The following is a 25,739-nucleotide window of genomic DNA, read 5'->3' as shown; positions in this document are numbered from 1 at the left end:
AGGTATGCATTTTCGTTTAACGTTCCTTTATTGATTTTCTTTTAGTAGGTTTTTTACTAGTAGTTTATTAGCAACTTCAGGAAAAAGTTCGTCTATAATAAATCCGAATTCTTCATTAAAGCGTAACCCATTTTTTAAATGAAAGGTACCTTTGTCGGTTTCATTCAGGCTAAAATGTAATCCAGCTAGACGGTATTCGATTTCGGCATTTTCGGGATAAAATTCTGAAGCTTGCTGAAAATTATAAATAGCTGCTTCTGGCTCCCCTAACTTAATTAATAAATCGCCTCTAGATAACCAAGTACTTAATTCGTAATTACCTAATTCTAATGTTTTTTTAAATCCGCGTTCGGCTTCTTCAAAATGATTTAAACGCTGATTTATAACAGAATATAATTTCCAATACTTAACATTTTCAGAATCAATATTAATAGCTTTATTGATATAATATAAGGCCTTTTGGTAATTTTTTCTTCTTTTATAATATTGTGTTATGGCAATCCAGCCTTTATCTAATAACGGATCTTCATGAACTGTTTTATAATAGTACTGAACTGCTAAATCATCGTGCTTTAATTTTTCATAACAATACCCTATTCTTAATAATGCAAACGAAGTGGGATCATCTAATTTTAAGGTGATGTTGTAATTTTCTATAGCTTCCTCATAACGTTGTAAACGTTCTAAAACTTTACCACGTTCTAAATAAGCACCTATAAAAGAATCGTCTGAAATTATAGCAAAATCATAAGCAGCAAGCGCTTTTTTATATTTCTTGAGTGTGTAATACTGTTTACCCAATTGATGCCAGGCAACTTCACAATAGGGATTTTTGTCTAAAAAGACATTTAAATATTGAATAGCATCTTCTGTCTGATCTAAAAATTCAAAACAATAAATAACATTGTATAGAGCAGAATAGTCCTCTAAATCTTCTTCAAGGCACTTCATAAAATATTCCTTAGCCTCTTCAAATTTATCTAAGAACAAATATTCCATTCCGATTAGTGAATAGATGTCAACTGCATCATCGGTGAGCTGAACGGCTTTTTTAAGAACCTCGACAGCTTTTTCATGTTCATCTTTTTTAGAAAAAATATTCGCTTTCTGAATGAAAATTTCTTCATTACTAGGATCTAAAAGATATAATTCATTCAGTAGGGTATCTGCCTCTGTTAATTTATCCTCAAAGACATAGATTTCAACTTTAAAGAGTTTTAATGTAATGGAGGAGGGATGCTGGTCTAATCCTAATTTTATGGCTTTTTTTGCGAGTGCAATTTTGCCTTGATTTAGGTAGTGATGAATGATGTTCTCAAATTCCTCAGAGTCGAAAAACAAAACATGGTTTGTTTTTAACATCGATTCAAATTTCGTTAGAGGTAAATTGTTGTTGTCATCATGACTGAACTCCATAAGCGGTTTTGTGTTGTTCTATATCAATAAATTTAAGCTTCTATTTTATCGGATTGCAGTACTTAAGCTGAATGTTTTTAACAAAGTAATGAACAATTTTTATTGTTTTGAGATAAAATAGAGTGTAAAATATTGTTTTTTAGAGATTTAGGTTATTTTTTGTTCTCGTTTATTTTGTCGAGAATACTAATGATTTGCTTACATCCAATTTCAATTTCTTCATTAGAAATTGTTAAAGGCGGGGTAATTCTTACTGCTTTGGGTTCAAAAAGTAACCAAAATAGGATTAATCCTTGGTCGTGACAGCTTAATATTAATTCATTCGTAATGGTGTCAGAAGGTGTTATTAAAGCGAGCATAAGACCGCGACCGCGTATTTCTTTTATTAAGGGATGAACTAAAAGTTTTCGAAGTAGAGCTTCTTTTTCTAAAGCCTGAGCCATTAAATTACTTTCAGTTATTTCTGTAAGTGTTGCTAAAGCTGCTGCTGCAATAACAGGGTGTCCTCCAAAAGTGGTGATATGTCCTAATTTAGGGTTATCCTGAAGTAAATCCATATGTTGGCTTGAAGCAATGAAAGCACCAATAGGCATACCACCTCCCAGGCCTTTGCCTATTACTAAAATATCAGGGATGCAGTTGTAATTTTCGTAACCAAATAGTTTACCAGTTCTACCTATTCCTGGTTGAATTTCATCTAAAATTAATAGTGCTCCGACTTTGTTGCACTGTTTTCTAACATTTTCAAGATAGCTATCTTTAGGTTCAATAAACCCAGCTCCGCCTTGAATAGTTTCTAATATTACTGCAGCTGTTTTCGTGGTTATTTGACTTAGGTTGTCATGATTATTAAATTCAATAAATTTAATATCTGGGATTAAGGGACGGAAGGCACGTTTGCGTTCCTCATAGCCCATAACACTCATTGAACCCATGGTATTGCCATGGTAGGCATTTTTAGCTGAGATAATTTCGCTTCTTCCTGTAACACGTTTAGCTAGTTTCAGGGCTCCTTCAATGGCTTCGGTTCCAGAATTTGTTAAATAAGTTTTATCTAATGAAGCTGGTAGGTTTTTTGCCAGTAATTTACAAAGTGCCACAGGCGTTTTTTGTACATATTCACCGTAAACCATCACGTGCATATATTTATCTAGTTGTTCTTTAATAGCCGAAACAACTTTTGGGTGATTATGTCCTAAAGGCGTGGCAGACACACCTGAAACAAAATCTAAATAAGCTTTATTATTTATGTCGTATATATAGCTTCCTTTGGCATGTGATATTTCTAATGCTAACGGATGTGGACTTGTTTGGGCTTGATATTTAATAAAATCCGACTTCATATTATTTCTGGGAAGCAGCTGCTGGAACAGGTAATTGTTTTGGGTTTTTTACATTTTTAGGAAGATTACGAGACGCTTTCGGATCCTCTTCATTATTAACCGGGGCTTCCTGATTGGCTTTGTCTATGCGCTCCATCATAGCTTCATCGAAGAATTCTTTTTCAGGTTCGTAATCTTTCAGACCTTTTATAACCGGTAAGTTTAATGGCGGATCGTCTTTAAATAAATCTTCAATACTTTTTGGGCGTTCTTCTTCCCTCCAGTCAAAACCTTTTAAGCGTTTATCTTTAGCCGGATATTTCGATTCTGGATATAACGAGCCGTCTATTTGATTAAATCTGGAATAGGATTCAATATCACCATCAGCAAACATAATGGTAATACGACCCGATTTGGCCTTGTCTATACCTATTAGTTCCTGCTCCTCATTTCTTGTGTAAAAGATGGATTGTGCATTTTTGTTTATATCCACTTGTCGCAGTTCATTATTATCGTTAAATAATCCGGTTAATGTTATGCCGTTAATCTGGTTGTAACCATCTGCACTTAAGGTGTCCTTTGAAATAATAAAAGCATTTTCAAACACATATAAAGAATCTAGTTTTTCAGATTTGCTGTTTGAAAATAAATGAATGGTATCACCGGTCATTTGATTTTCTAAATTCCACATAATCGGTCGTCGTTTTGTAGAAAATTTATCGCCTGATGAAAAACGACTTAAATTAATAAGTTCTGTTAACCCTGTTTTTTGATTAGAAACTATAGAGTCGGCTTTACCGCTTAAATCGGACTTGTATAATTTTGCATTGTGAAAGGCTTTTAATATACGATTATCAGGTTTACCAGTTACCATAATTTTGTCGGCATGCAGGTAAATGGAATCATTTTCCTGTTTTGTTGCTGCCAGTGCATGTTTTGTAATGAACAAGGAATCTTTTTCTTTAAAAACCTCGGCATAATGTCCTGTTACAACCATTTGATTAATAGTGTCGGTGATTTTAATGTGGTTGGTGGCGGAAGCAAAACTTCGGTTGTTATCAAAATATAAGCTGTCGCCTTCAATTATGCGGTTGTCGTAATTAATCTTAGAATTCTTTAAGGCGTATCCTACTTTAGCTTTAGTGTCGTAATAGCCCTTTTCGCAATAGGTTTTGCTAGCTTTGGTAACAATTGTAGAAGGACCATATAAATATGCATGACCTGTATCGGAATAAAAATCGAAGAAATTTGATTTTATCGTGGCGTCTTGGTTAACAAGTACAACATCTTGTTCAAATCGGTATTTTTTAATCTGCATTAAGTAACGGCCTATTTTAGAGGTAATGGTACCAGAGGTGTCTTTAACTACGGTTCCCCCGGTTCTGTAGAACGCTTCTTGTTTGATGCGATCGAAATACAGAGTGTCTGTAGAAATGGTAGAGTTAGGGTCTTTTAAAACCACATCGCCACTGGCAAAGGCTAATTCCGTAACACCACTGTATTCAATATATTTTGAGGTCATATTAATCGTATCACCTTGAATCATTTTAACTTTGCCATAGGCTTCGATGAAATTTTCTTCACTGTAGTAAATGGCTTTATCTGCCCACATGTTAATACTATTGTGAGTAATATGTACTTGTTGTGAATCATCTCGAGTAAAAATTCTAGCACCAGGATAGTTTTGTTCATCAATATTTAATCGTCCAGAATATTGAATTTCAATTTTACGTTTTTCCTGAGCTTGCGTATTATAAGAAAGAATTAAGCTTATTAAAACGATGAAAAGTATATAGGATTGTCGATTCAAAATAATAAATGTTTGTGGCAAAAATAACGATAATTATAATGTGGTATTATTTATATACAAAAAACGCTCCAAATTATTTTGAAGCGTTTTTATTATATAAAAATATAGTGTTTTTATTTTCTGAAAATCGTTTGTTTTCTATCAGGACCAACGGATACGATAGTGATAGGGATTTCTAATTCTTTTTCTAAGAATTCGATATAAGCATTTAAAGCTGCTGGTAACTCAGAAGATTCAGACATAGCTGTTAAATCTTCTTGCCATCCATCAACTTCGGTGTAAACAGGCTCAACATTTTCAGGTTCAATATTGTAAGGGAAATGTTTAATAAGTTCACCATTATATTTATAGGCAGTACAAACTTTAAGGGTTTTAAATCCAGAAAGAACATCGCCTTTCATCATCATTAATTGAGTAACACCATTAACCTGACAAGCATATTTTAAAGCGACTAGGTCTAACCATCCACAACGTCTAGCTCTACCCGTGGTAGCTCCAAATTCGTTGCCAACACGACTCATAGTTTCACCGTCTTCATCAAATAGTTCGGTAGGGAATGGGCCAGAGCCAACACGTGTTGTGTATGCTTTGAAAATTCCAAATACCTCGCCAATTTGATTTGGTGCCACACCTAATCCGGTACAAGCACCAGCTGCTGTGGTATTACTTGAAGTTACAAACGGGTAAGTTCCAAAATCTATATCAAGTAAAGACCCTTGAGCGCCTTCAGCAAGAATAGATTGTCCAGACTTTTGTGCTTGGTACATGTATTCTTCAGAATCAATAAAAGTGAGACTTTTTAAAGTTTCTACAGCTTTAAAAAATTCAACTTCTAGTTCTTCTAAATTGTATTCGATATCTACATCGTAGAAAGAAATCATGGATTCATGCTTATCGGCAAGGGTTCTATAGCGTTCTTTCCAGTCACTTAATTCTAAATCACCAACGCGAATACCATTTCTACCTGTTTTATCCATATAAGTTGGACCTATACCTTTTAGAGTAGATCCAATCTTAGCTTTTCCTTTAGAAGCTTCGCTGGCTGCATCTAATAACCGGTGCGTAGGCAAAATAATATGTGCTTTTCGTGAAATAACTAAAGATTTTCTGTAATCTACATTTTGTTCTTCAAGTTTATCAAGTTCACCTTTAAAAATAACAGGATCAATCACAACGCCGTTACCTACTAAATTAGTAGCTCCATCGTGAAAAATACCTGAAGGAATGGTGTGTAGCACGTGTTTTTTACCATTGAATACTAGGGTGTGTCCTGCATTTGGCCCACCTTGAAAACGCGCAATAATATTGTAGTTAGAGGTTAGTACGTCAACAATTTTTCCTTTGCCTTCGTCTCCCCATTGTAATCCTAGTAGTAAATCTACTGCCATTGTAAAACTTAGTTATTTATTTGATTTTCTATTTCCGTAGAAATAAAGAGAATGATTATTAATTTCGATGTCGAATACTTCTTCGATTGTTTTTTTGATAGATTGAATTCTAGGGTCACAGAATTCGATAACTTCGCCCGTATCAGTTAGGATAACATGATCGTGTTGTCTATCGAAATATGATTTTTCGTAATGCGCTTGATTTTGACCAAACTGGTGTTTTCTAACCAAACCGCATTCCAGAAGTAATTCTATAGTGTTATAAAGTGTAGCACGAGATACACGGTATTTTTTGTTCTTCATATTGAGATACAAAGATTCAATATCAAAATGCTCCGTGTTGTTATAAATTTCTTGTAGTATAGCGTAGCGTTCGGGTGTTTTGCGATGCCCGTTATTTTCTAAAAAGTTAGTAAATACACTTTTTACTATTTCTTGATTTTTCGTATCTGCGCTTGCGTTCATAATTTCGATGCAAATTTACACTTTTTTACACTCTATTCACCTTATCTATACCATTAATTTTTTTTAATCTTTCAAGAAGCTTTTTTAGCTGGGTATTGTTCTTAACAATAAGGTTGATTTTCCCAGTAAATACGCCGCCATCACTTTCGAAACTGATACTTCTCATGTTAACGTGCATGTTTTCTGAAATTAACCTTGTGATATCATTTACTAGCCCAATATGGTCGATACCAGATACTTTAATTTGTGACAAGAATTCTTGCTGGCTCGAATCGATCCATTTTGCAGGCATAATCCTGTACGCATAATTTGACTGCAAACTAATGGCATTCGGACAGTTTTTTTTGTGCACTTTTATGCCTTCTGAAACCGTTAAAAACCCGAATACATCGTCGCCAGGAATCGGGTTACAGCAGTTCGCTAATTTATAGTCTAGTTTTTCCTCTTCTTTGCCAAAAACCAGTAAATCGTAGTTCGAGGTAATCTCATCTTTTTCAATTTCCTCTTTACTGATGGTAGGTTTTCGTGTGATTTTGTTTTTCAAGAAATTCATAATGGTGTTATTTCTTGATGCCGCAAAATCTTTTATCATGATATTGTCTATGGTGCCAATGCCGACACGATAAAACAAATCTAAACTGGTTTTTAATTTAAAATATCTAACTAGTTGATTGATAGAGTTTTCGTTAAGGGTGATTTTCAGTTGTCTTAATTTTCGTCTTAAAAGTTCTTTCCCATCTTCGGCAATACGTTTTTTGTCTTCACGTAATGATGATTTAATTTTGCTGCGCGCTCGAGCTGTGGTGGCATAATCTAACCAGTTAGGATTTGGTTTGGATGTTTCCGAGGTTAAAATATCGACCTGATCGCCACTATTTAATTCTTGACTTAAAGGCACTAATTTGCCATTAACTTTGGCGCCACGAGTTCTCATGCCAACTTCGGTATGAATGCTAAAGGCAAAATCTAGAGCAGTTGCACCTTTGGGTAAACTTTTTAATTCTCCTTTTGGGGTAAAAACAAATATTTCTTTTGAATAGAGGTTTAATTTAAATTGTTCAACAAAATCTACCGCATTGGTTTCTGAACTTTCTAAAGCTTCTTGAAGTTTATTAATCCATTCTTCAAGATTATCTTCTTTTTCGCTTTCTTGTTTGTATTTGTAATGAGCAGCATAGCCTTTTTCTGCTATTTCGTTCATGCGTTCACTACGTATTTGCACTTCAACCCAGCGACCTTTAGGTCCCATTACCGTAATGTGTAAGGCTTCGTAACCCGTTGTTTTTGGAGAAGAGATCCAATCGCGTAGCCTAATAGGATTTGGTCTAAAGTGATCTGTAACTATGGAATAAATTTTCCAGGCAAGGAATTTTTCGTTTTCGGAATCACTTTTATAAATTATTCTAATAGCGAATTTATCATAAACTTCATCAAAAGTAACCCCTTGCTTGGTCATCTTTTTTCTTATTGAAAAAATCGATTTAGGTCTTCCCTTAATGGTGTATTTAAGGTGCTCCTTGTCCAACGAATTTTTTATTACTTCACTAAACTGTTTGATGTATAGATCCTGCTCTTCCTTACTTTCTTTTATTTTATTCAGGATATCGAAGTAAACATCAGGTTCAGTATATTTTAAACCAAGGTCTTCGAGTTGGGTTTTAATATTATAAAGGCCGATTCGATGCGCTAGCGGTGCGTAAATATATAAAGTTTCCGAAGCTATTTTTTCCTGTTTGTCTGGACGCATAGAATCCATGGTTTGCATGTTGTGCAAACGATCGGCTATCTTGATTATAATAACACGTACATCATCATTAAGTGTAAGAAGCATTTTTCTGAAGTTCTCGGCCTGAAGAGAAACATCCATGTCCTTTTCTTTACTTAATGAAGATATTTTGGTAAGTCCGTCTACAATTGTAGCTACGGTTTTTCCAAAAAGTTCTTCGATATCTTTTATATCATAATCAGGACTGTCTTCAACGACATCATGTAACAATGCAGCGGCAATAGAGGTACCGTCCAAACCAATTTCCTGAGCCACTATCTTTGCTACAGCAATGGGATGGAAAATATAAGCTTCACCAGACTTTCTTCGTTGGTTTTTATGACCATCGATGGCAACGTCAAAGGCTTTTCTAATTAGCTTTTTATCGTCATCAGTTAGTGTCGTATAACTAACTTTAAGTAAATCTTTGTAGGCCTGAGTGATGGCTGCGTTTTCTTTTTCAATATCAATCTCTGTCATATATTAAAAATAGCATAAAGAAAATTAACAAACAACTGGCTTATTGTTTTTGTAGTGAATTTTGTCGTGTTTTAAGAATTTAAAAAATCAACTAACTGGTTTACAGCTTTTCCACGATGGCCAATGCTGTTTTTTAGGGCTAAATCCATTTCAGCAAAAGTTTTATCATAATCTTTAGGTTGAAAAATAGGATCGTACCCAAAACCTTGCTCTCCAGATTTTTGTAAAGTAATAGTTCCTTCGCAAATTCCAGTAAATGTATGAAGCATATTGTTTATCTGTAAAGCAATTACGGTTTTAAATTGTGCCTGTCTATTTGTGTTTTGGTCTAATTCCTTAAGGAGTTTAGTCATATTGTCGTTGGCATCACGTTGCTCTCCAGCATAACGGGCTGAGTATACTCCTGGTGCACCGTTTAATACGGAAACTTCCAGGCCGGTGTCATCGGCAAAGCAATCGTAACCATAATGATCTTTAATATAATTGGCTTTCTGAATAGCGTTGCCTTCAATGGTATCTTGGGTTTCCGGAATATCCTCGTTGCAATTTATGTCTTTTAAACTTAAAAGTTTTATGTTTTTAGGAACTAATGCCTGTACTTCTTTTAATTTGTTTAAATTGTTTGTAGCAAAAACAATCTCCATATGTTTTTTAATTTCAAAAATAGTGCTATTCATCGTAAAAAAGATTATATTTCATGATAAAAATCAGAAGTATAAAGTTATTAAGTATTTAAATTTGATTATATAAAAAAGTAAAGTTATGACAGTGAATTTTGAATATGTAAATGTAGATGTAAGTGAAACTCTTAATGCTTTCACCGAAGAGAAATTGAAAAAAATATTTAACAGATATGAGTTTTTAATAAGTGCGACGGTTCATTTTAAAATAGATGATAAGCAGCATGAAACTGGTAAAATTTGTAGCATAGAATTAAGTTTACCTGGACCGAGAATTTTTGCGACTTCTATGGAGCGTAATTTTGAAGTGTCGGTTAGAGAAACGATTAGTGATTTAGAACGTCAACTAAAAAAACGAAAAGAAGTTTATAAGACACACTAAATTTTATTAGTTGATTTTCATTAAATTAGGTTCTTGGTAGTTTATATCCAGAACCTTTTTTTATGAAACATATAATGCTTGCTACATTTATTTTGAGTTTTTTGTTTTGTTCAGAACTTAGCGCTCAAAAGAATGACACCATTGTAATGAAGACCAATAATTTTATTATTGGTGATATTAAAGAAATGAACAATGGGGTTTTAGTGGTTAGTACAAAGTATAGTGACTCCGATTTTAAAATTGAATGGTTACAGGTAAAAAGTCTAAAAAGTACAAAGCTATATTTAATTAATTTGTCTGATGGTACTAGGTTTAATGGCTCCATTTTAACTAGTATCGATTTCCCTGAAAAGGTTGTTTTATTTAATGATAAAATAAGGATTCCAGTAAGAGTTAAAGATATTGTTTTTATTAAGCAAGTAGAGCAAACGTTTATTTCTAGGATTGATGCCGAGCTTTCTGTAGGTTTTAATTTCTCCAAGGTTAATAATTTAGCTCAATTAAGTATAATAAGTAAAATTTCATACACAGGTAGTAAGTGGTTTTTTAATGGTGGCTATAATCGTGTTAGTAGTAGTCAGGATCAAGTAAATTCTACTTTAAGGGTAGATGCTAATATAGGTTCAAGGTATTTTTTTAAGCAGGATTGGTTTGCTATTTTGGCTGCAGATTTTTTATCTAGTTCGGAGCAGCAACTTAAATTACGTTCGGCCACCAGGGGAGGGATGGGTAAATATATTGTTCATTCTAATAAAATGTATTTTGCCGGTGGTACAGGTTTGGTTTGGAATAACGAACGCTATGATGGTATTAATATTCCTGATAGAAATAGTTTAGAAGCTTTTGCTGGTTTAGAAGTTAATTTGTTTGATTTTGGTGATTTGGATCTGAGTTCTTCGGTTTCGGCTTATCCGAGTTTAACCGAAAAAGGACGTTTTAGAACGGATTTTAATTTCAGTTTTAAGTATAATCTCCCATTAGAGTTTTTTATAAGACTGGGACTTAATTATAATTTTGATAATAAGCCTGTGGAGAACGCCTCCCAGTCCGATTATGTGTTTCAAACGACTTTTGGGTGGGAAAAGTAAAAAAAAATTAACGGTGATGATAGGGTTCATTCCTAAGAATTGTAAACCCTCTATATAATTGCTCGATAAAAAATAGTCTAATCATTTGGTGTGAAAATGTCATTTTAGACAATGATATTTTCCCTTGTGATTTATTGTAAACATCTTGAGAAAATCCATATGGCCCTCCAATAACAAAAACCAACTGTTTTATCCCTGAATTCATATGCTTTTGAAGGTAATTTGAAAAAGTAATAGAGTCCATTTGTTTACCATTTTCATCGAGTAATATTAAGACATCTGTAGGTTGAATTTTACTTAAAATGAGTTCGCCTTCTTTTGTTTTTTGTTCATTTTCACTTAGATTTTTGACCTTCTTTAAATCAGGAATAATTTCAATATTAAACTTGATGTAAAAACCTAATCGCTTCATGTAATCATCCATTAAGCTTTGTAAATCTTTACTATCGGTCTTTCCTATGGCAATAAGTTTTATAGTCATGACTGCAAAATTACTACTTAGGATTTAGGAATAATGATTTTAAATATGTAAAAATTAAAAAATTCGTAATTGTAATATTTAAAAAAGAAAATCAATTTGCTATTTTTGTTCACAAACCAACGAATTTATTATGATAACACAAGAACAGTTTGATCAAGAGGTGAAGTCTATTATCGCTAATGCCATTAGGGAAGATGTAGGTGATGGAGATCATAGTTCATTGGCATGTATTCCTGAAAATGCAAGAGGTAAAGCCAAAATATTAGTAAAAGATAAAGGAATCCTTGGTGGCGTTAATTTTGCAAAAAAGGTATTCGCTTATGTAGATAAAAATTTAAAATTAGATATTCTTATAGAAGACGGCTCGGAAGTAACTTACGGTGATGTGGTTATGTATATTGAAGGACCTTCGCAGTCTATTTTAAAGGCTGAACGTACAGTGCTGAATTCTATGCAACGAATGAGTGCGATTGCTACCAAAACAAGAATGTTTGTCGATTTAGTAAAAGGGACAAATGCCACTATTTTAGATACCAGAAAAACAACACCAGGAATTCGTGTTCTAGAAAAATGGGCTGTTAAGCTTGGAGGTGGAGAAAATCATAGATTTGCCCTGTATGATATGATTATGTTAAAAGATAATCATATCGATTTTGCTGGTGGTATCACCAATGCCGTTGAAATGACAAAACAGTACCTTCAAGATACTGGTAGAGATTTGAAAATTATGGTAGAGGCCAGAAACCTTACTGAAGTTGAAGAAATTTTAACTCTTGATGGTATTTACCGTATTCTTTTAGATAACTTCGATTATGAAGATACGCGTAAGGCTGTAAAAATGATTGGTGATAAATGTTTAACAGAGTCTTCTGGTAACATAAATGAGACAACGATTAGGTTTTATGCAGAATGTGGGGTGAATTATATTTCTTGTGGAGCCTTAACACATTCGGTTTATAATATGGATATTAGCTTAAAAGCTATCAAGTAGTTTAAGAAGATTTTATTTTGTTTGAATTCCTAGAGTTTTCAATTTTTACTGTTTTAAATTTTAATAACTTTGATTTAAACTTTAAAGCAATTTTTTAATGACGAAACCAGTAGAGGATAAACTAGATAAGATTCCTATTTTAAACGTCTTGGTTCGATTATTTAAACAAATAAAGTTACCTGCTTTAGAAGGGTTGTCATTTTATGATTTATTAGAACTTTATATTACCGGAATTGTTAAAGGTGCATTAACAACCAGAGCGAGTGCCATTGCATTTAGTTTTTTTATGGCATTGTTTCCCTTTTTATTGTTTGTAGTTATAATAATTCCGGTAATACCAATTGAAGATTTTCAGACCGAATTCATGAATTTTTTGGAGTCTTTCTTACCTCCAAGTACTTCAGATTTCTTTTTTGACAATATTTTTGGAAATATAGAGGATACGAAACGCGGAGGGTTGTTATCGTCGGTGTTCGTGCTTTCCATAATTTTAATGGCTAACGGTGTAAATGCTATTTTTTCTGGTTTCGAGAATTCGTATCATCAACAATTAACACGTAGTGTTATTAAGCAATATTTGTATGCACTCGGAGTTGCTCTAATATTAGCCTTTCTTCTAATCATTACCATTGTAGTGTTGGGGTATTTTCAAATTTACATCATTCAGAATTTATTAGATACCCTTACTAATAAAGGTTTCGAAGTGCAATCGCAAAGTGTGTTTTGGTTTAATATGGCGAAATATGTCTTTTTTATAATAATGGTTTATATTGCTACTGCAACGTTGTATTATTTTGGAACTAAAGAAGGACGGTATTCCAGATTTTTCTCGGTAGGAGCTTTGTTTACCACATTATTGATAATAGTTTTATCTTATTTATTCGGAATTTATATTGAAAACTTTTCTCAGTACAATAAGTTATATGGCTCTATTGGTGCGTTATTAATCTTATTGATTTATTTATGGCTTAATTCTAATATTCTGCTCTTGGGCTACGAATTAAATGCCACAATCAATAAATTGAAGCAAAAGCATTAGTCTATGTTGTATTTTATAGATGTAATAATTCCAATTCCACTTCAAAAGCTATTTACGTATCGTATTACCTCGGCTGAAAATGAATTTTTAAAACCAGGAATGCGTGTGGCGGTTCCTTTCGGGAAGTCTAAAATCTATACGGGAATAGTATATAAATTGCATACCGAAGCACCTACCGCCTATGAGGCTAAAGATTTGCATCAGATATTAGATGATAAACCTATTGTAAACGCAAGGCAATTGGTGTTATGGAAATGGATTTCTAAATACTATCTCTGTACTATGGGGGATGTGATGCGGGCAGCATTGCCGAGTCCGTTTATATTGGAAAGTGAAACTGTTATAACTAAACATAATATTGAAATTAATGAATCTGAATTAAAAGATGATGAATTCTTAGTGTATGAGGCCTTGCAGTATCAATCCTCGTTAAAGATTCATGATATTTCAAATATACTGGGTATTAAAAATGTACTCCCTGTATTAAATCGTCTAATAGAAAAGGAAGCGATTACGGTTGAAGAAGAAGTTTACGAAAAATATAAACCAAAATTAGTTCGGTATGTAAAACTGCACACAGACTATACTTCTGAGCAGAGATTGCAGGAATTGTTGCAGGACTTAAGTAGAGCGCCGAAGCAACATCAGGTTATTCTGACTTTGTTTTCTATTTCTGCTACAACTAAGAAACCTATTAAAGTTTCGAAACTTACTGAAGAAAGTAAGGCATCTGCAGCTATTATTAAAGCACTTATTGATAAAAACATTTTAGAAGAATACTATATACAAACCGATAGAGTAGAGTATTCTGGTGATGATAATGAAAATTCAAAATCTTTGAACAATTATCAAAAGCAAGCTTTAGAGGAGATTAACACCGCTTTTGAAACACAAGATGTGGTTTTACTGCATGGTGTGACATCATCGGGTAAAACAGAAGTATATGTTAAATTGATTGAAGAGGCTTTAAAGGATAACAAACAGGTACTTTATTTATTACCCGAAATAGCTTTAACGACCCAGTTAATAGCCAGATTACAGAATTATTTTGGAGAGAAAGTGGCGGTGTTTCATTCTAAATATTCGTCGCATGAACGTGTTGAAGTTTGGAATCATGTTTTGAATGATGCCAGTAAGGCGCAGATTGTTATTGGTGCACGATCGTCTGTGTTTTTGCCTTTTAATAATTTGGGCTTAATCATTGTTGATGAAGAACATGAGCAGTCCTTTAAGCAGTTCGATCCGGCGCCACGATATCAAGCACGTGATACGGCTATTGTACTTGCCAATATTCATAAGTCGAAAACCTTATTGGGTTCGGCTACTCCGAGTCTGGAAAGTTATTTCAATGCGAAGCAAGATAAATATGGTCTTGTAGAAATTACCAAACGCTATAATGATGTGCTAATGCCTGATATTGAGTTGGTCGATATAAAGGAAAAGTTTAAAAAGAAACTTATGAAGGGGCATTTTAGCGATAGGCTTGTTGAGGAAATGACCGAAACTTTAAAGGAAGGTTTTCAGATTATTTTGTTTCAAAACCGTAGAGGCTATTCGCCTATTGTGGAATGTAATACCTGTGGTCATTCGCCTCAATGTCCGAATTGTGATGTGAGTTTAACTTATCATAAATATCGACATCAATTAAGATGTCATTATTGTGGATATGGTATTGCGATGCCACAAAATTGTCAGGCTTGTGGAGGTGTAGATTTGGATAATAAAGGTTTTGGTACTGAGCAGATTGAGTCAGAAGTAAAAGCTTTGTTTCCTGATTATAAAGTCGCTAGGATGGATCTTGATACTACAAGGGGTAAGCATGGTTATGAAAAAATTATAACAGCCTTAGAACAGCAGGAAATCGATATTTTAGTCGGTACTCAAATGTTAACGAAGGGTTTAGATTTCAGAAACGTAAAACTTGTTGGCATTATGAATGCCGATAATATGTTGAACTTTCCTGATTTTAGAGCGCATGAGCGTAGCTTTCAACTCATGCTTCAAGTGGCCGGTAGAGCAGGGCGTACGGATACAAGGGGGAAGGTTTTAATTCAAACCTATAATCCCAATCATAATATTTTACAGCAGGTATCTACGAATAGTTATTTTGATATGTTTAAGGAGCAGATGGATGAACGTTATAATTTTAAGTATCCTCCAGTATACAAACAGATTAAAATAACGTTAAAGCATCGGGATTATAACAATGTAGAATCCGGAGCTATATGGTTTGCTAAGGCGTTACGTAGTGTTTTTGGTGATTATGTTTTAGGACCTGAATCACCGCCAATTGCGCGCATTAGAAATCAGTTTCATAAAAATATTTTGGTGAAGATCCCGAAGCAACAGTCTTTAGCAAAAACAAAAGAAGCTATTATTAAAATAAATAACAGCTTCTCTAGTATTAAAGATTTTAGGTCGGTTAAAGTAATTTTAAATGTCGATAACTTTTAATTTTTACTTTATTAATATTTTAAATATTGTTTAATGCGTCAACAAGTTGGTTTTTCTTGTTTCTACTTAGAGGAATTTCATAAGCTCCAACTTCAACATTTTTACTGTTAAACCTGTCTATTTTATCAAGATTTACAATATAAGATTTGTGAATTCTTAAAAACTTATTTTCCGGTAATTCTTTTTCAAAAGATTTCATTGTGGATAAGACAACAAGACTGGTGTCTTCGGTAACTAATTTTACGTAATCACCTAAAGCTTCAATCCATTTAATGTCTTTAATGTATACTTTACGTTTTTTAAGGTTACTTTTTACAAAGATGTGCTCACCTTCTTCCTCGTGGAAGTCTTGAGTTAGTTTGTGTTGTTCAAGAGCCTTAGCAACAGAAGTGTTAAAACGTTCTCTTGTAATTGGTTTGTGTAAATAATCGGTAGCATCATAATTAAAAGCTTTAAATGCATATTCCGTTTTACCAGTTACAAAGATAATCTGAGGTTTGTTGTTTAATACGTCTAATAGTTCGAAACCGTTTAATACGGGCATTTCAATATCTAAAAAGATTAAATCAACTTGATGTGTGTTTAAACCATTTTTGGTTTCTAAAGCGCTACTGTACTCTGCTATTAAGTTAAGGTTGGGGTGATTCTCTACTAACTTCACAATAGAGAGTCGCTGTAAGGCCGAATCGTCTACTACTACACAGTTTAAAGTCATAACATTTATATTATTTCGGTTAAGATATCGACAATAGTACGAAAAAATCCGCTAAAAACCAAATAACATCGTTAAACTGCTTAATTTAACAAAACTTTAACAGTTTTTTTACTACTACAAATATAATGAAAATATTGTTGGTTTATATGTAGTAATTAATTATTTTTGCAGCCAAATTTAACAATAAAAAACGATTTTTATGAATCATTATGAAACTGTTTTCATCTTGAATCCCGTTTTATCTGAAGATCAGATAAAGGAAACAGTAAAGAAATACGAAGATTTTCTTGTTTCTAACGGTGCAAAGATGGTAGCTAAGGAAGATTGGGGGCTTAAAAAATTAGCTTATCCAATTCAAAACAAGAAAAGTGGGTTTTATCACTTATTCGAGTACACTGTACCAGGAGAAGTAATTGGTGCTTTAGAATTAGAGTTTAGACGTGATGAGCGTTTTATGCGTTATTTAACAGTTGCATTAGATAAACATGCAGTTGCTTGGGCAGAAAGAAGAAGAGAAAAACTTAAACAAAAAGCGTAATTATGTCATCTATCGAACAACAGTCTAAAGGAAAAAAAGACGGAGAAATTAGATATTTAACTCCGCTTAATATCGACACAAATAAAACGAAAAAATACTGTCGTTTTAAAAAGTCTGGAATCAAATACATAGATTATAAAGATCCAGATTTCTTATTAAAATTTGTAAACGAGCAAGGTAAAATTTTACCAAGACGTTTAACAGGAACTTCGTTAAAGTATCAAAGAAAAGTATCTGTTGCTGTAAAAAGAGCGCGTCACTTAGCTTTAATGCCTTACGTAGCTGATTTATTAAAATAAAATACCGATAACAATGGAACTTATATTAAAACAAGACGTTGAAAATTTAGGATTTAAAGACGATGTTGTAACAGTTAAGAACGGTTATGGTAGAAACTTTTTAATTCCTCAGGGGAAAGCTATATTAGCTACAATATCTGCTAAGAAAGTTTTGGCAGAGAACTTAAAGCAAAGAGCTTTTAAAGAAAAGAAAATTGTTGATGATGCGAATAAAGTGGCTGAAGCTTTAAGAACATTAGAAATTAAAATAACTTCAAAAGTTGGTGCAGGCGATAAATTATTCGGTTCTGTAAACAATATTGATGTGGCTGCTGCCTTAGAAAAAGCTGGTCATAACATCGAGAAAAAATTCATCACAGTAACGACTGTAAAACGTTTAGGTAAGTATTCTGCCGTTGTACGTTTACATAGAGATGTAACTGTAGATTTACCATTTGAGGTTATTGCAGAAGCAAATTAATATCAAATATTTTCATATTAAAGCCTCAACTTAGTTGGGGCTTTTTTTATAATATAACTTATGAAGTATTCCAGACTTACAAAAGAACAATTTGAAGAGTTACACCTAGAATTTATAAACTTTTTGGCAACACAATCTATCACTGCCGATGAGTGGGCTAACTTAAAAGAAAATAAGCCTGAATTAGCCGAAACAGAATTAGATGTATTTAGCGATTTAATCTGGGAAGGCGTTTTAAATAATGCCGAGTACTTAGAGCATTTTTCGCCAAAGCATATGTATTTGTTTCGATTAGCAGAAGATAAAATGCAGGCTATTGTTGTTAATGTAAAAAACGATGTAGATATTACAACTCAAGAGGGCTACGATTGGTTGCGTGAAAATTTAATGGATGATAGTGTCGAGTTTTTACAAGCTGATAAAGAATACTCTGAAGATAAAAATCTAGATAAGTTTAAAATGATAGAACAGGGAGCTGTAATTACAAAAGGTGAATTGTTTAATTATTTTAATAACTTACTTAATTAAACATGCGTTGTAGCAAATTCTATCTGCAGCAGATAATATTTTTTCTGAAAGTTGCAGTTTGAAGAATTACATTAATTATTTTTGTTTTCATTTTTTACAATTATTTTCAAGCACTTAAAATTTCAATTCGCAGTAAGTTTTTATAACAAAGTGGTTTTGAAAATTAAATAGATATTATGGCACAGAAACCAGGTATTCCTAAAGGAACTAGAGATTTTAACCCCGAGCAGGTTGCAAAACGAAATTATATATTTAACACTATTAGAAAGCGTTTTGAAACGTTTGGTTTTCAACCTATAGAAACACCTAGCTTTGAGAATTCGGAAACCTTAATGGGTAAATATGGTGATGAAGGTGATCGGTTGATTTTTAAAATTTTGAATTCTGGCGATTATTTATCTAAAGTAAATGAATCGGCGTATAAAGAAAAGGATTCTAATACATTAACATCAAGTATTTCAGAAAAGGCGCTTCGTTACGATTTAACAGTACCATTTGCACGTTACGTGGTACAGCACCAGAATGAAATAGAATTTCCATTTAAGCGTTACCAGATACAGCCGGTTTGGCGAGCAGATAGACCTCAAAAAGGGCGTTTTAGAGAATTTTATCAGTGCGATGCCGATGTCGTTGGGAGTGACTCTCTTTGGCAGGAAGTAGAATTTATCCAGCTATACGATAGCGTATTTTCAAGCTTAAAATTAGAAGGGGTAACCATTAAAATTAATAACCGAAAAATATTATCTGGTATTGCCGAAGTCATTGGGGCTAGCGACAAGCTTATCGATTTTACGGTAGCCTTAGATAAGTTAGATAAAATAGGAGAGGAGAAGGTTAAAGAAGAAATGCGATCTAAAGGCATTTTAGAAGAAGGTATTAATAAGCTACAACCTTTATTTACCTTATCGGGGTCTTTTGAATCTCAAATAGAAAGTTTAAAATCAATTTTATCTTCATCTGAAGAAGGTATTAAAGGTATTGAAGAGTTAGCTTTTATTAATGAGGCCATATCACAACTCGGGTTAGAAACGGCGACTTTACAATTAGATGTGACTTTGGCACGTGGATTAAATTATTATACCGGTGCTATTTTTGAGGTAGCAGCTCCAAAGGGTGTTCAAATGGGCTCAATTGGTGGTGGTGGCCGTTATGATGATTTAACCGGTATTTTTGGATTGAAAAATGTAAGTGGTGTTGGAATTAGTTTCGGCTTAGATCGTATTTATCTTGTTTTGGAAGAACTAAATTTATTTCCAAATACGGTTACTAAAAATGTTGAAGTGCTCTTTATTAATTTTGGAGAACAAGAGGCTTTGTTTAGTTTAAAAGCAATAAAGTTATTGCGTTCCGAAGGTATAAATGCCGAGCTTTATCCGGATACAGCTAAAATGAAAAAACAAATGAATCATGCTAATAAGCGTGCAATACCATTTGTGGTGTTAGTAGGAGAACAGGAAATGACATCAGATACTTATACGCTGAAGAATATGACTTCTGGAGAGCAAACTAAGGTTAGTTTAATAGAACTTATAGAAGCCATTAGATAATAAAAAAGTCCTAAATGTTATTTAGGACTTTTTTTTGCAATTAATTTTCTGTGAAATTAAAGTGCGACTAACTCAAAGGCTTTAATGTGCTATAGAAGCATAAATTGTTTACTAATAGATCCTAAATCTGTAATGATATTAACTATTAAATGGTTGGTAGTAATATTGTTCAGACTTAGCTTTATTTCGGATGCATTTACATTTTGACTCATAACGGTTTGACCGAGCGTATTTACAATTTGGATAGATTTTATGTTAGCGGTATTATTACTGTTTATATATAGTTCTTTAGTGCTATTAAGTATTTTTACTTTCATGTTTTTTAAGATGTCATCATTTGTTGAAAGTGATTTGTTAGCATAAACAGAGGATTCGTCTTTAAATGCAAGATAAAATCTGTTGGTGTACTCACCTTTATTTATGTAATTTGTATAAGCCTTATCATTAATTTTGGTATATGTGTTTAATAAAGCATCGTAAATAAACAAATTGATGGGACTATCAAAATTTTCTAGAGAGTCGAAAGATATTTCTATAGAATCAGTTTCGGACATAAATAACCATAATGGATATTTTTTACTGTCATCAAAAGCACCAACTCCTTGGGCGGTACATTTTAAATCTCCAATTAGCCAATTTAAGTCATATGGATATTTAGTATAATTTATAGCTTCAAACCCATAGTCGTAATTATCACTAGCAGTATTGTCTTTAGTAAATGATAATAGTAAAGGTCTATTGAACTTTTCAGGTACGGTAAAATTTATTCTAACTCGCTGAATATTTTGGGCAAATGAAAAATTTAAGAAACCATTTCCTAAAATAAAGAACAATAGAAAGGAGCAAAGGTGTAGTTTAAGTTTCATCAGATTTGGGTGTTTAGGTACGACTATAAAGATAGGTTATTTAATTAGTTTTACCGATAAATAACTTATAAAATCGACGAAATGCAGTTATAAGTAAGCTTAAACTTACTTATAATAAAAATAAAGCTGTCTTAAGACAGCTTTATTTTTATTATAAACATGGTGGTTTTAAAGTGTAAGCTAATTAATTATAATCTTTTTAGAAATATTATTGTTGGTGGTAATAATTTTAATTACATAATTACCTTGAGAAAGACTAGAATTAACAGGGATTCGTATATCATTTGTATTAAAATTGATATGAGTATTATCCCATGAATGAATAGTTTGTCCTAAAATATTGATTAAACTTATTTGTTTAATATTTACATTCATCGGATTTTGTAAGTATATCACATTATCGCTGTTTAAATAGTTTACTTGAATCTTGTTTAAATCTATATCGTCAATTGAAAGCGTTATTTGCTCTTTTTTAGAAAATGTAATATAAAATCTATCAGTGTATTGACCAGGATCTAAAGTTATATTGAATGTTGAATTTTTATCGTCAATTTTTGTGTAATTTCCAAGTAAGCTATCATAAACATAAACTTTAGTATTTTCTGGTAGGTTTTCAATTTCCCTTACAAAAATTTCAAATGAGCCACCCTTATTTGTGAATATGGTAAAAGGAATTTGTTTAGTATCATTAAATTTACCAACAGCCTGAATAACCAAATTAGAGTTGTTTAATCTAAATAACATATCGTTGGGAAGAGGGTCGAATATTTTAGCGTCATAGCCATAGTCGAAACCATCAGTAGCAGAGTTGTCAGGAGTAAATGCTAATAACAAATTACGAACTCCCTGATTATTTTTAAATTGAAATCTAATACGCTGTATATTGTTTTCTTGGGTATTAGAAATAGGGTTAGCTTTTGTGCTTTTTTTGTTTGCCGACTTAAGTAATACGGTTCCAGTTGTAGTCGCTTCCACTGATTCTCTATAAAATTGCCTTTGACTATTTTTAAATTGAATTATATCGGATTCTTTATCTGCTTCAAACGCTGATGTAACATAAAAACCTTGAGCTACTGGGATAAAGTGGTCAGGTTCTCTATTAGAACTTCCTTCACCACTAATATAATAACCATCATTCGTTAATAAAATCGACTGAGCCGGAGCATTACCACCTGCTAATGTATACGTGGCATATCCACCTTGATAATCTTTCAGGATATGCGTATCATTACTGTCATAATGTATCCAAAAGTATAGAGTGCCCGCTATACTGCCCGTTGCTCCCTCATTAGCAATAGAAGGACTGCCGTCTGGGTTTTTACTGGGAATATTGTCCTTTATAAACTCCCGAGCATATATCGAAGAAGGATAAGGATTGCCAATTAGAGTGTGATGATTTTTTTCAACAGTATTAAGTATTGTATTATTATTTGGTTCTCCTTTAAACGTATAGTTTTGGTAATCATTGGGTGTGCCACTTCCTTTCATTGTAAACCCAACTCCAGCCTGTAAACGAGTATAAGGATTTAATTTAACCCATTGCGAATATGTATTGCCAGGAGCATTATAATAAGACCATAACCAGTATTTAGCTATACTTATAGCAGATGATGGACTTCCTGCGGCGTTTCCATCATAACCGCCTATCCAATTTATTCTCTGCTCCGATTGAGTTGTTCCATCGAGCATGTTATATATTGGAACAAACGGCATATTATTTGTTGTTGTACTTCTAATACCTACAGGGGAACCCCAATAGTTATAATTATGTACATTGCTTTGCCCTTGTTGATCTCGCTCTATTTTTCCTTCACAATTAGTATCTAAAATACTTTCATTAAATTGACTTGTAACGAAAGATTGAGTATCCGTACCAATATTATTATATTGTCCATATCGCTTTTGAACCAACTGTGATTCTCCAACCAAATCAATTAGACCATCGAGTTTTAAATAATGGGTTATCCACAATCCTTGACCATCATTGTTTTCATCAAAAGGAGCAGTTGGATCTTGAATTGTTAATTCAGAATTAGAGTCAACTAAAAGACCTAAAACAGTAATGTCTTTATCTCCCGATTGAATATTGTGGGATGTTTTAACAATATTCCAATCAATTGGCTCTCCGTTTATACCATTACTATTTGGGGTATCCCAAACAATTGGTTCTTTCCATGTGGAATTGGATGTCCAAAGTCCATTACTTTGCGAAATATATGGAAGAGGGGCGTTTTCTGTTTGGGATGAGTTAATATTTCTTAATCGACCGTTAACTCCTTTGAAGGCTCTAAGGTATCCACATTCAATTTCCATTTTATAGTATCCATCCAAATGTGACCAGGAGAGTAAATCTTCTTCTACTTCATCTTGATTGGTGTCTACCCCATAAATTTTGGTTGGAATTACTTCACCTCCCACATTCCCTCCGAAATCCTTGATTTCTTGGTTCATCATTTGACGAATATGTTGTATATTCAATGCTTTATTCCAAATTCTTAATTCATCAATCCAGCCATGATAGTAATTTATCGGTTCATTAGGAGGGCTTTGGTATAAGGCACCTAATATAGCTTCGACATTGCTTGATGTTTGAGAAGGAGCATTCCCTGAGATGTTCCCTAGTAAGACTCCATCAATATACATACTGTAAATACTGCCATCGAAGGTTATGGCTAAATGATACCATCTTGAAGCATCAATTGTACTTGAGGCTATTAGAGATCCTGTGCCACCGGCGTTATGCCATTGGAAAGTAGGCGTGTTTCCATCTAAGAATAATGAATAACCACTGGTATCTATAGACGATTCTTTTCTTGAAAAGATAACCTGTTTTCCAATAATATCTTCTGGTTTTACCCAGACTTCGATGCTAAAAGGCCCAATTAGGTTATAATTGTCTTTAAATGTTACATAATCGTCTTCACCATCAAAATCAACTTGTGAACAACTTGTAATTGTAATATTAACATCATCAAAACAAGCATTGGCATCGTTTAAGGTCCATCTTAAGGTATAAGTTCCGGGTTCTCCTGTAAAGGTTGCTCTTGGGTCTGTATTGCTAGAGAATGTTGCTGAAGATCCACAGCTGGATGTAGGTGATGAAATAACAGACCAAGAACCTGTTACCATAGTTCCGTTGTAATCAATATCACCTGCAGCTACATCTGGGACAATATAATATCCCTTGCCAGAGGATTCCCATGCTCCGTTGGCATAATTTTGAGTCGCTTTTAATGTATTGTCATATGCATTTAAACGAACACTTGATTGTCCGCATTTTTCGGCATTAGGATTGAAATCTTTCCCAGCATAGGCCAAGCTCGTATTAATATCAACATATTCTGTACCATCATTTGTGTCAGCTCGACAACCATTCACTAAAGTTGTAACATTAAACCTTCTTTGGCCTGGTGTAACAGGCTCTACCGTAACATTGTTTCCGATGGCGATAACATCACCATTTTCATCTCTCCATTCTAATACTTCATCAATTGGAGCATAAGGAAAACCAACATCGTCAATTACCCAGGTACTGTGTACATCAAAATTACTAGGTATGTTTCCACAAGTATTGTTGGCTCCGGGGCTAAAATTAGCATTGCAAGTGGTATTCGAATCTTCACTATCAAAAATAAACATGATTCTAAGACTAGGTTCATTTAAGTAATCAGAAAGGTCGATAGAAGCAGGTTGAAATGGATCCGACGTTGGTTGTTGTCCCTGAGGGCCATTGCCACACCCTTCACTAGTTGCTAAGACAGAAAAACCTGTATTATGGCCAGATGTTAAGTTGTCATTTTGATCTGTATTTAGAGTAATGTCGTATGTAGCTCCTCCATCTAAAGATAATTTTATTTCTCCAAATGCACCGTCACAGAAATAATAAGCTTGATAAAACTCTAGAACAGCCTCACTTGCAGACATGCCTATGGTGCTGAAGATGGGAGTTTCCATGGTAGTTCGTATCCCTATTCCATTCGCAATTGCAAATTTAGTGTTATCGGTAGTGTCGTATCTTATACCACCAAATATTTTTGGTCCATTGGTTTCGAACCAATTAGAAGGATTAGTGTTATTTCCAGGAGCAGGTAAATATTCTACACCATCAACAAGCCAGTTTTCGGGATTAGCATAATTAAAATAACCGCCACCACCAAATTGACCACCATATTCAAAAAAGCTAGAAGCTACAATATCTACATTGTCTCCTAAGCAAATATTAGTGCTTGAAACAGATTCAATAACAGGAGGTTCATCAGGCGGTAAAAATCGTATTAATGCATATGGGGAAATGGAAGGGCAGCTACCAGATAAAATATATGCCCTTACTATAGTAGTAGTCGTTAATCCAGTAACAGTTACAGTTGTTTGTCCAGAACTTCCAGAAACATTTTCCCATGATGTACCTTGATTTGTTGATATTTGCCAAGTACTAATATTACTTGCGTTAATATTACTACCAGTTAAATCCAAAGTTAATTCAACGTCTCTAGCTACTAACGTTCCTCCAGGACATGCCGTAACCTCTATTAAGTCACTCGGAGGAACAATGGGGTCTGGAGAAGGATTTACCACCTCACCAGTTATAGTCCCTGTAGAAATTGTTGGTGGTTCTACTTGAATAACCGTATTGCAACTATTTGTATTTCCGTTGGAGTCAGTTACGGTTAATGTTATGGTATTGTCACCAACATCCGTACAGTCAAAAGTATCAGGATTAACAGTTCTAGAAACTATGCCACATTCATCGGTAGATCCGGCATCAACTTGATCGGGTGTAATTGTAGCTGTACCTGTTAAAGGGTCTAAGGTGACAATTAGGGTTGATGAATCAATGCAAATCACATTTGGCAATTCATTGTCTTCAACTGCAACAGTAGTTGTGCAAGTGTTTGTATTACCATTAGGATCTTTAACTGTTAATGTCACTAAATTATCACCTACGTTAGAACAATTAAAACTTGATGGAGAAACACTAACCAAGGTGGGTACTCCACAATTGTCATAAGAACCATTGTCAATGTC

At 33.6% G+C, this 25,739-nt stretch carries 21 protein-coding genes; 10 read left to right on the top strand and 11 right to left on the bottom strand.

The window, feature by feature from the left end; translation table 11 throughout:
* Positions 1 to 27: 27 nt before the first annotated feature.
* The 7 genes from H611_RS0102400 to H611_RS0102370 form a co-directional block, all read right to left on the bottom strand.
* Entirely contained in the window at positions 28 to 1,416 is a 1,389-nt protein-coding gene (locus H611_RS0102400) for a tetratricopeptide repeat protein (protein WP_027136846.1), read from the bottom strand.
* 152 nt (positions 1,417 to 1,568) lie between these two features.
* The gene (locus H611_RS0102395; protein ID WP_027136845.1) at positions 1,569 to 2,759 is read right to left on the bottom strand and encodes an aspartate aminotransferase family protein; all 1,191 of its coding nucleotides are present in this window, start codon (positions 2,757 to 2,759) and stop codon (positions 1,569 to 1,571) included.
* 1 nt (position 2,760) lies between these two features.
* On the bottom strand, positions 2,761 to 4,548 hold the full coding sequence (locus tag H611_RS13835; RefSeq protein WP_035483276.1) for an OstA-like protein: 1,788 nt from the start codon (positions 4,546 to 4,548) through the stop codon (positions 2,761 to 2,763).
* A 113-nt stretch (positions 4,549 to 4,661) separates the two neighbouring features.
* The gene (locus tag H611_RS0102385; RefSeq protein WP_027136844.1) at positions 4,662 to 5,936 is read right to left on the bottom strand and encodes an adenylosuccinate synthase; all 1,275 of its coding nucleotides are present in this window, start codon (positions 5,934 to 5,936) and stop codon (positions 4,662 to 4,664) included.
* A gap of 12 nt (positions 5,937 to 5,948) precedes the next feature.
* On the bottom strand, positions 5,949 to 6,401 hold the full coding sequence (locus H611_RS0102380; protein ID WP_027136843.1) for a Fur family transcriptional regulator: 453 nt from the start codon (positions 6,399 to 6,401) through the stop codon (positions 5,949 to 5,951).
* A gap of 25 nt (positions 6,402 to 6,426) precedes the next feature.
* Positions 6,427 to 8,646, bottom strand: coding sequence for a RelA/SpoT family protein (locus tag H611_RS0102375; RefSeq protein ID WP_027136842.1), 2,220 nt, complete (start codon positions 8,644 to 8,646; stop codon positions 6,427 to 6,429).
* A 71-nt stretch (positions 8,647 to 8,717) separates the two neighbouring features.
* Positions 8,718 to 9,290 carry a non-canonical purine NTP diphosphatase gene (locus tag H611_RS0102370; protein WP_027136841.1) on the bottom strand — a complete coding sequence of 191 codons (573 nt, stop codon included), beginning with the start codon at positions 9,288 to 9,290 and terminating at the stop codon, positions 8,718 to 8,720.
* A 118-nt stretch (positions 9,291 to 9,408) separates the two neighbouring features.
* On the opposite strand from H611_RS0102370, the gene hpf reads away from it, so the two are divergent.
* Both hpf and H611_RS0102360 read left to right on the top strand, forming a co-directional pair.
* Positions 9,409 to 9,708: a ribosome hibernation-promoting factor, HPF/YfiA family gene (gene hpf, locus H611_RS0102365; RefSeq protein ID WP_027136840.1), complete on the top strand. Its 300-nt coding sequence runs from the start codon at positions 9,409 to 9,411 to the stop codon at positions 9,706 to 9,708.
* 62 nt (positions 9,709 to 9,770) lie between these two features.
* Positions 9,771 to 10,796, top strand: coding sequence for a DUF481 domain-containing protein (locus tag H611_RS0102360; protein ID WP_027136839.1), 1,026 nt, complete (start codon positions 9,771 to 9,773; stop codon positions 10,794 to 10,796).
* A 7-nt stretch (positions 10,797 to 10,803) separates the two neighbouring features.
* Here H611_RS0102360 and rlmH read toward each other — a convergent pair whose 3' ends face one another.
* Positions 10,804 to 11,277 carry a 23S rRNA (pseudouridine(1915)-N(3))-methyltransferase RlmH gene (rlmH, locus tag H611_RS0102355; RefSeq protein WP_027136838.1) on the bottom strand — a complete coding sequence of 158 codons (474 nt, stop codon included), beginning with the start codon at positions 11,275 to 11,277 and terminating at the stop codon, positions 10,804 to 10,806.
* A gap of 130 nt (positions 11,278 to 11,407) precedes the next feature.
* Between rlmH and nadC the strand changes: the two genes are divergently transcribed.
* The 3 genes from nadC (at position 11,408) to priA (ending at position 15,761) form a co-directional block, all read left to right on the top strand.
* A complete protein-coding gene (gene nadC, locus H611_RS0102350; protein ID WP_027136837.1) occupies positions 11,408 to 12,268 on the top strand; it encodes a carboxylating nicotinate-nucleotide diphosphorylase in 861 nt (286 codons plus the stop codon).
* 97 nt (positions 12,269 to 12,365) lie between these two features.
* Positions 12,366 to 13,307: a YihY/virulence factor BrkB family protein gene (locus H611_RS0102345; protein WP_027136836.1), complete on the top strand. Its 942-nt coding sequence runs from the start codon at positions 12,366 to 12,368 to the stop codon at positions 13,305 to 13,307.
* Between the two features lie 3 nt (positions 13,308 to 13,310).
* Positions 13,311 to 15,761, top strand: a complete 2,451-nt coding sequence (priA, locus tag H611_RS0102340; protein ID WP_027136835.1) for a replication restart helicase PriA — start codon at positions 13,311 to 13,313, stop codon at positions 15,759 to 15,761.
* A gap of 19 nt (positions 15,762 to 15,780) precedes the next feature.
* Here the strand turns inward: priA and H611_RS0102335 are convergent, their stop codons facing one another.
* Entirely contained in the window at positions 15,781 to 16,476 is a 696-nt protein-coding gene (locus tag H611_RS0102335; RefSeq protein ID WP_027136834.1) for a LytR/AlgR family response regulator transcription factor, read from the bottom strand.
* Positions 16,477 to 16,675: 199 nt separating this feature from the next.
* On the opposite strand from H611_RS0102335, the gene rpsF reads away from it, so the two are divergent.
* From rpsF to hisS, 5 genes are all read left to right on the top strand, one after another.
* Positions 16,676 to 17,014 (top strand): 30S ribosomal protein S6, encoded by a 339-nt coding sequence (rpsF, locus tag H611_RS0102330; protein ID WP_027136833.1) that lies wholly within the window; start codon positions 16,676 to 16,678, stop codon positions 17,012 to 17,014.
* 2 nt (positions 17,015 to 17,016) lie between these two features.
* Positions 17,017 to 17,313 carry a 30S ribosomal protein S18 gene (gene rpsR / locus H611_RS0102325; RefSeq protein WP_027136832.1) on the top strand — a complete coding sequence of 99 codons (297 nt, stop codon included), beginning with the start codon at positions 17,017 to 17,019 and terminating at the stop codon, positions 17,311 to 17,313.
* A 13-nt stretch (positions 17,314 to 17,326) separates the two neighbouring features.
* Positions 17,327 to 17,773, top strand: coding sequence for a 50S ribosomal protein L9 (gene rplI, locus H611_RS0102320; protein WP_027136831.1), 447 nt, complete (start codon positions 17,327 to 17,329; stop codon positions 17,771 to 17,773).
* Positions 17,774 to 17,833: 60 nt separating this feature from the next.
* Positions 17,834 to 18,301 (top strand): DUF6495 family protein, encoded by a 468-nt coding sequence (locus tag H611_RS0102315; protein WP_027136830.1) that lies wholly within the window; start codon positions 17,834 to 17,836, stop codon positions 18,299 to 18,301.
* Between the two features lie 176 nt (positions 18,302 to 18,477).
* The gene (gene hisS, locus H611_RS0102310) at positions 18,478 to 19,848 is read left to right on the top strand and encodes a histidine--tRNA ligase (protein WP_027136829.1); all 1,371 of its coding nucleotides are present in this window, start codon (positions 18,478 to 18,480) and stop codon (positions 19,846 to 19,848) included.
* 89 nt (positions 19,849 to 19,937) lie between these two features.
* Here the strand turns inward: hisS and H611_RS0102305 are convergent, their stop codons facing one another.
* Positions 19,938 to 20,714 (bottom strand): hypothetical protein, encoded by a 777-nt coding sequence (locus H611_RS0102305; protein WP_157515033.1) that lies wholly within the window; start codon positions 20,712 to 20,714, stop codon positions 19,938 to 19,940.
* 180 nt (positions 20,715 to 20,894) lie between these two features.
* Positions 20,895 to 25,739: LamG-like jellyroll fold domain-containing protein (locus tag H611_RS13830; RefSeq protein WP_035483274.1), on the bottom strand; the 4,845-nt coding region annotated here is incomplete at its 5' end.

Source organism: Gaetbulibacter saemankumensis DSM 17032 (assembly GCF_000425645.1).
Taxonomy (GTDB): Bacteria; Bacteroidota; Bacteroidia; order Flavobacteriales; family Flavobacteriaceae; genus Gaetbulibacter; species Gaetbulibacter saemankumensis.
This window is presented reverse-complemented; position numbering and strand designations above follow the sequence as displayed.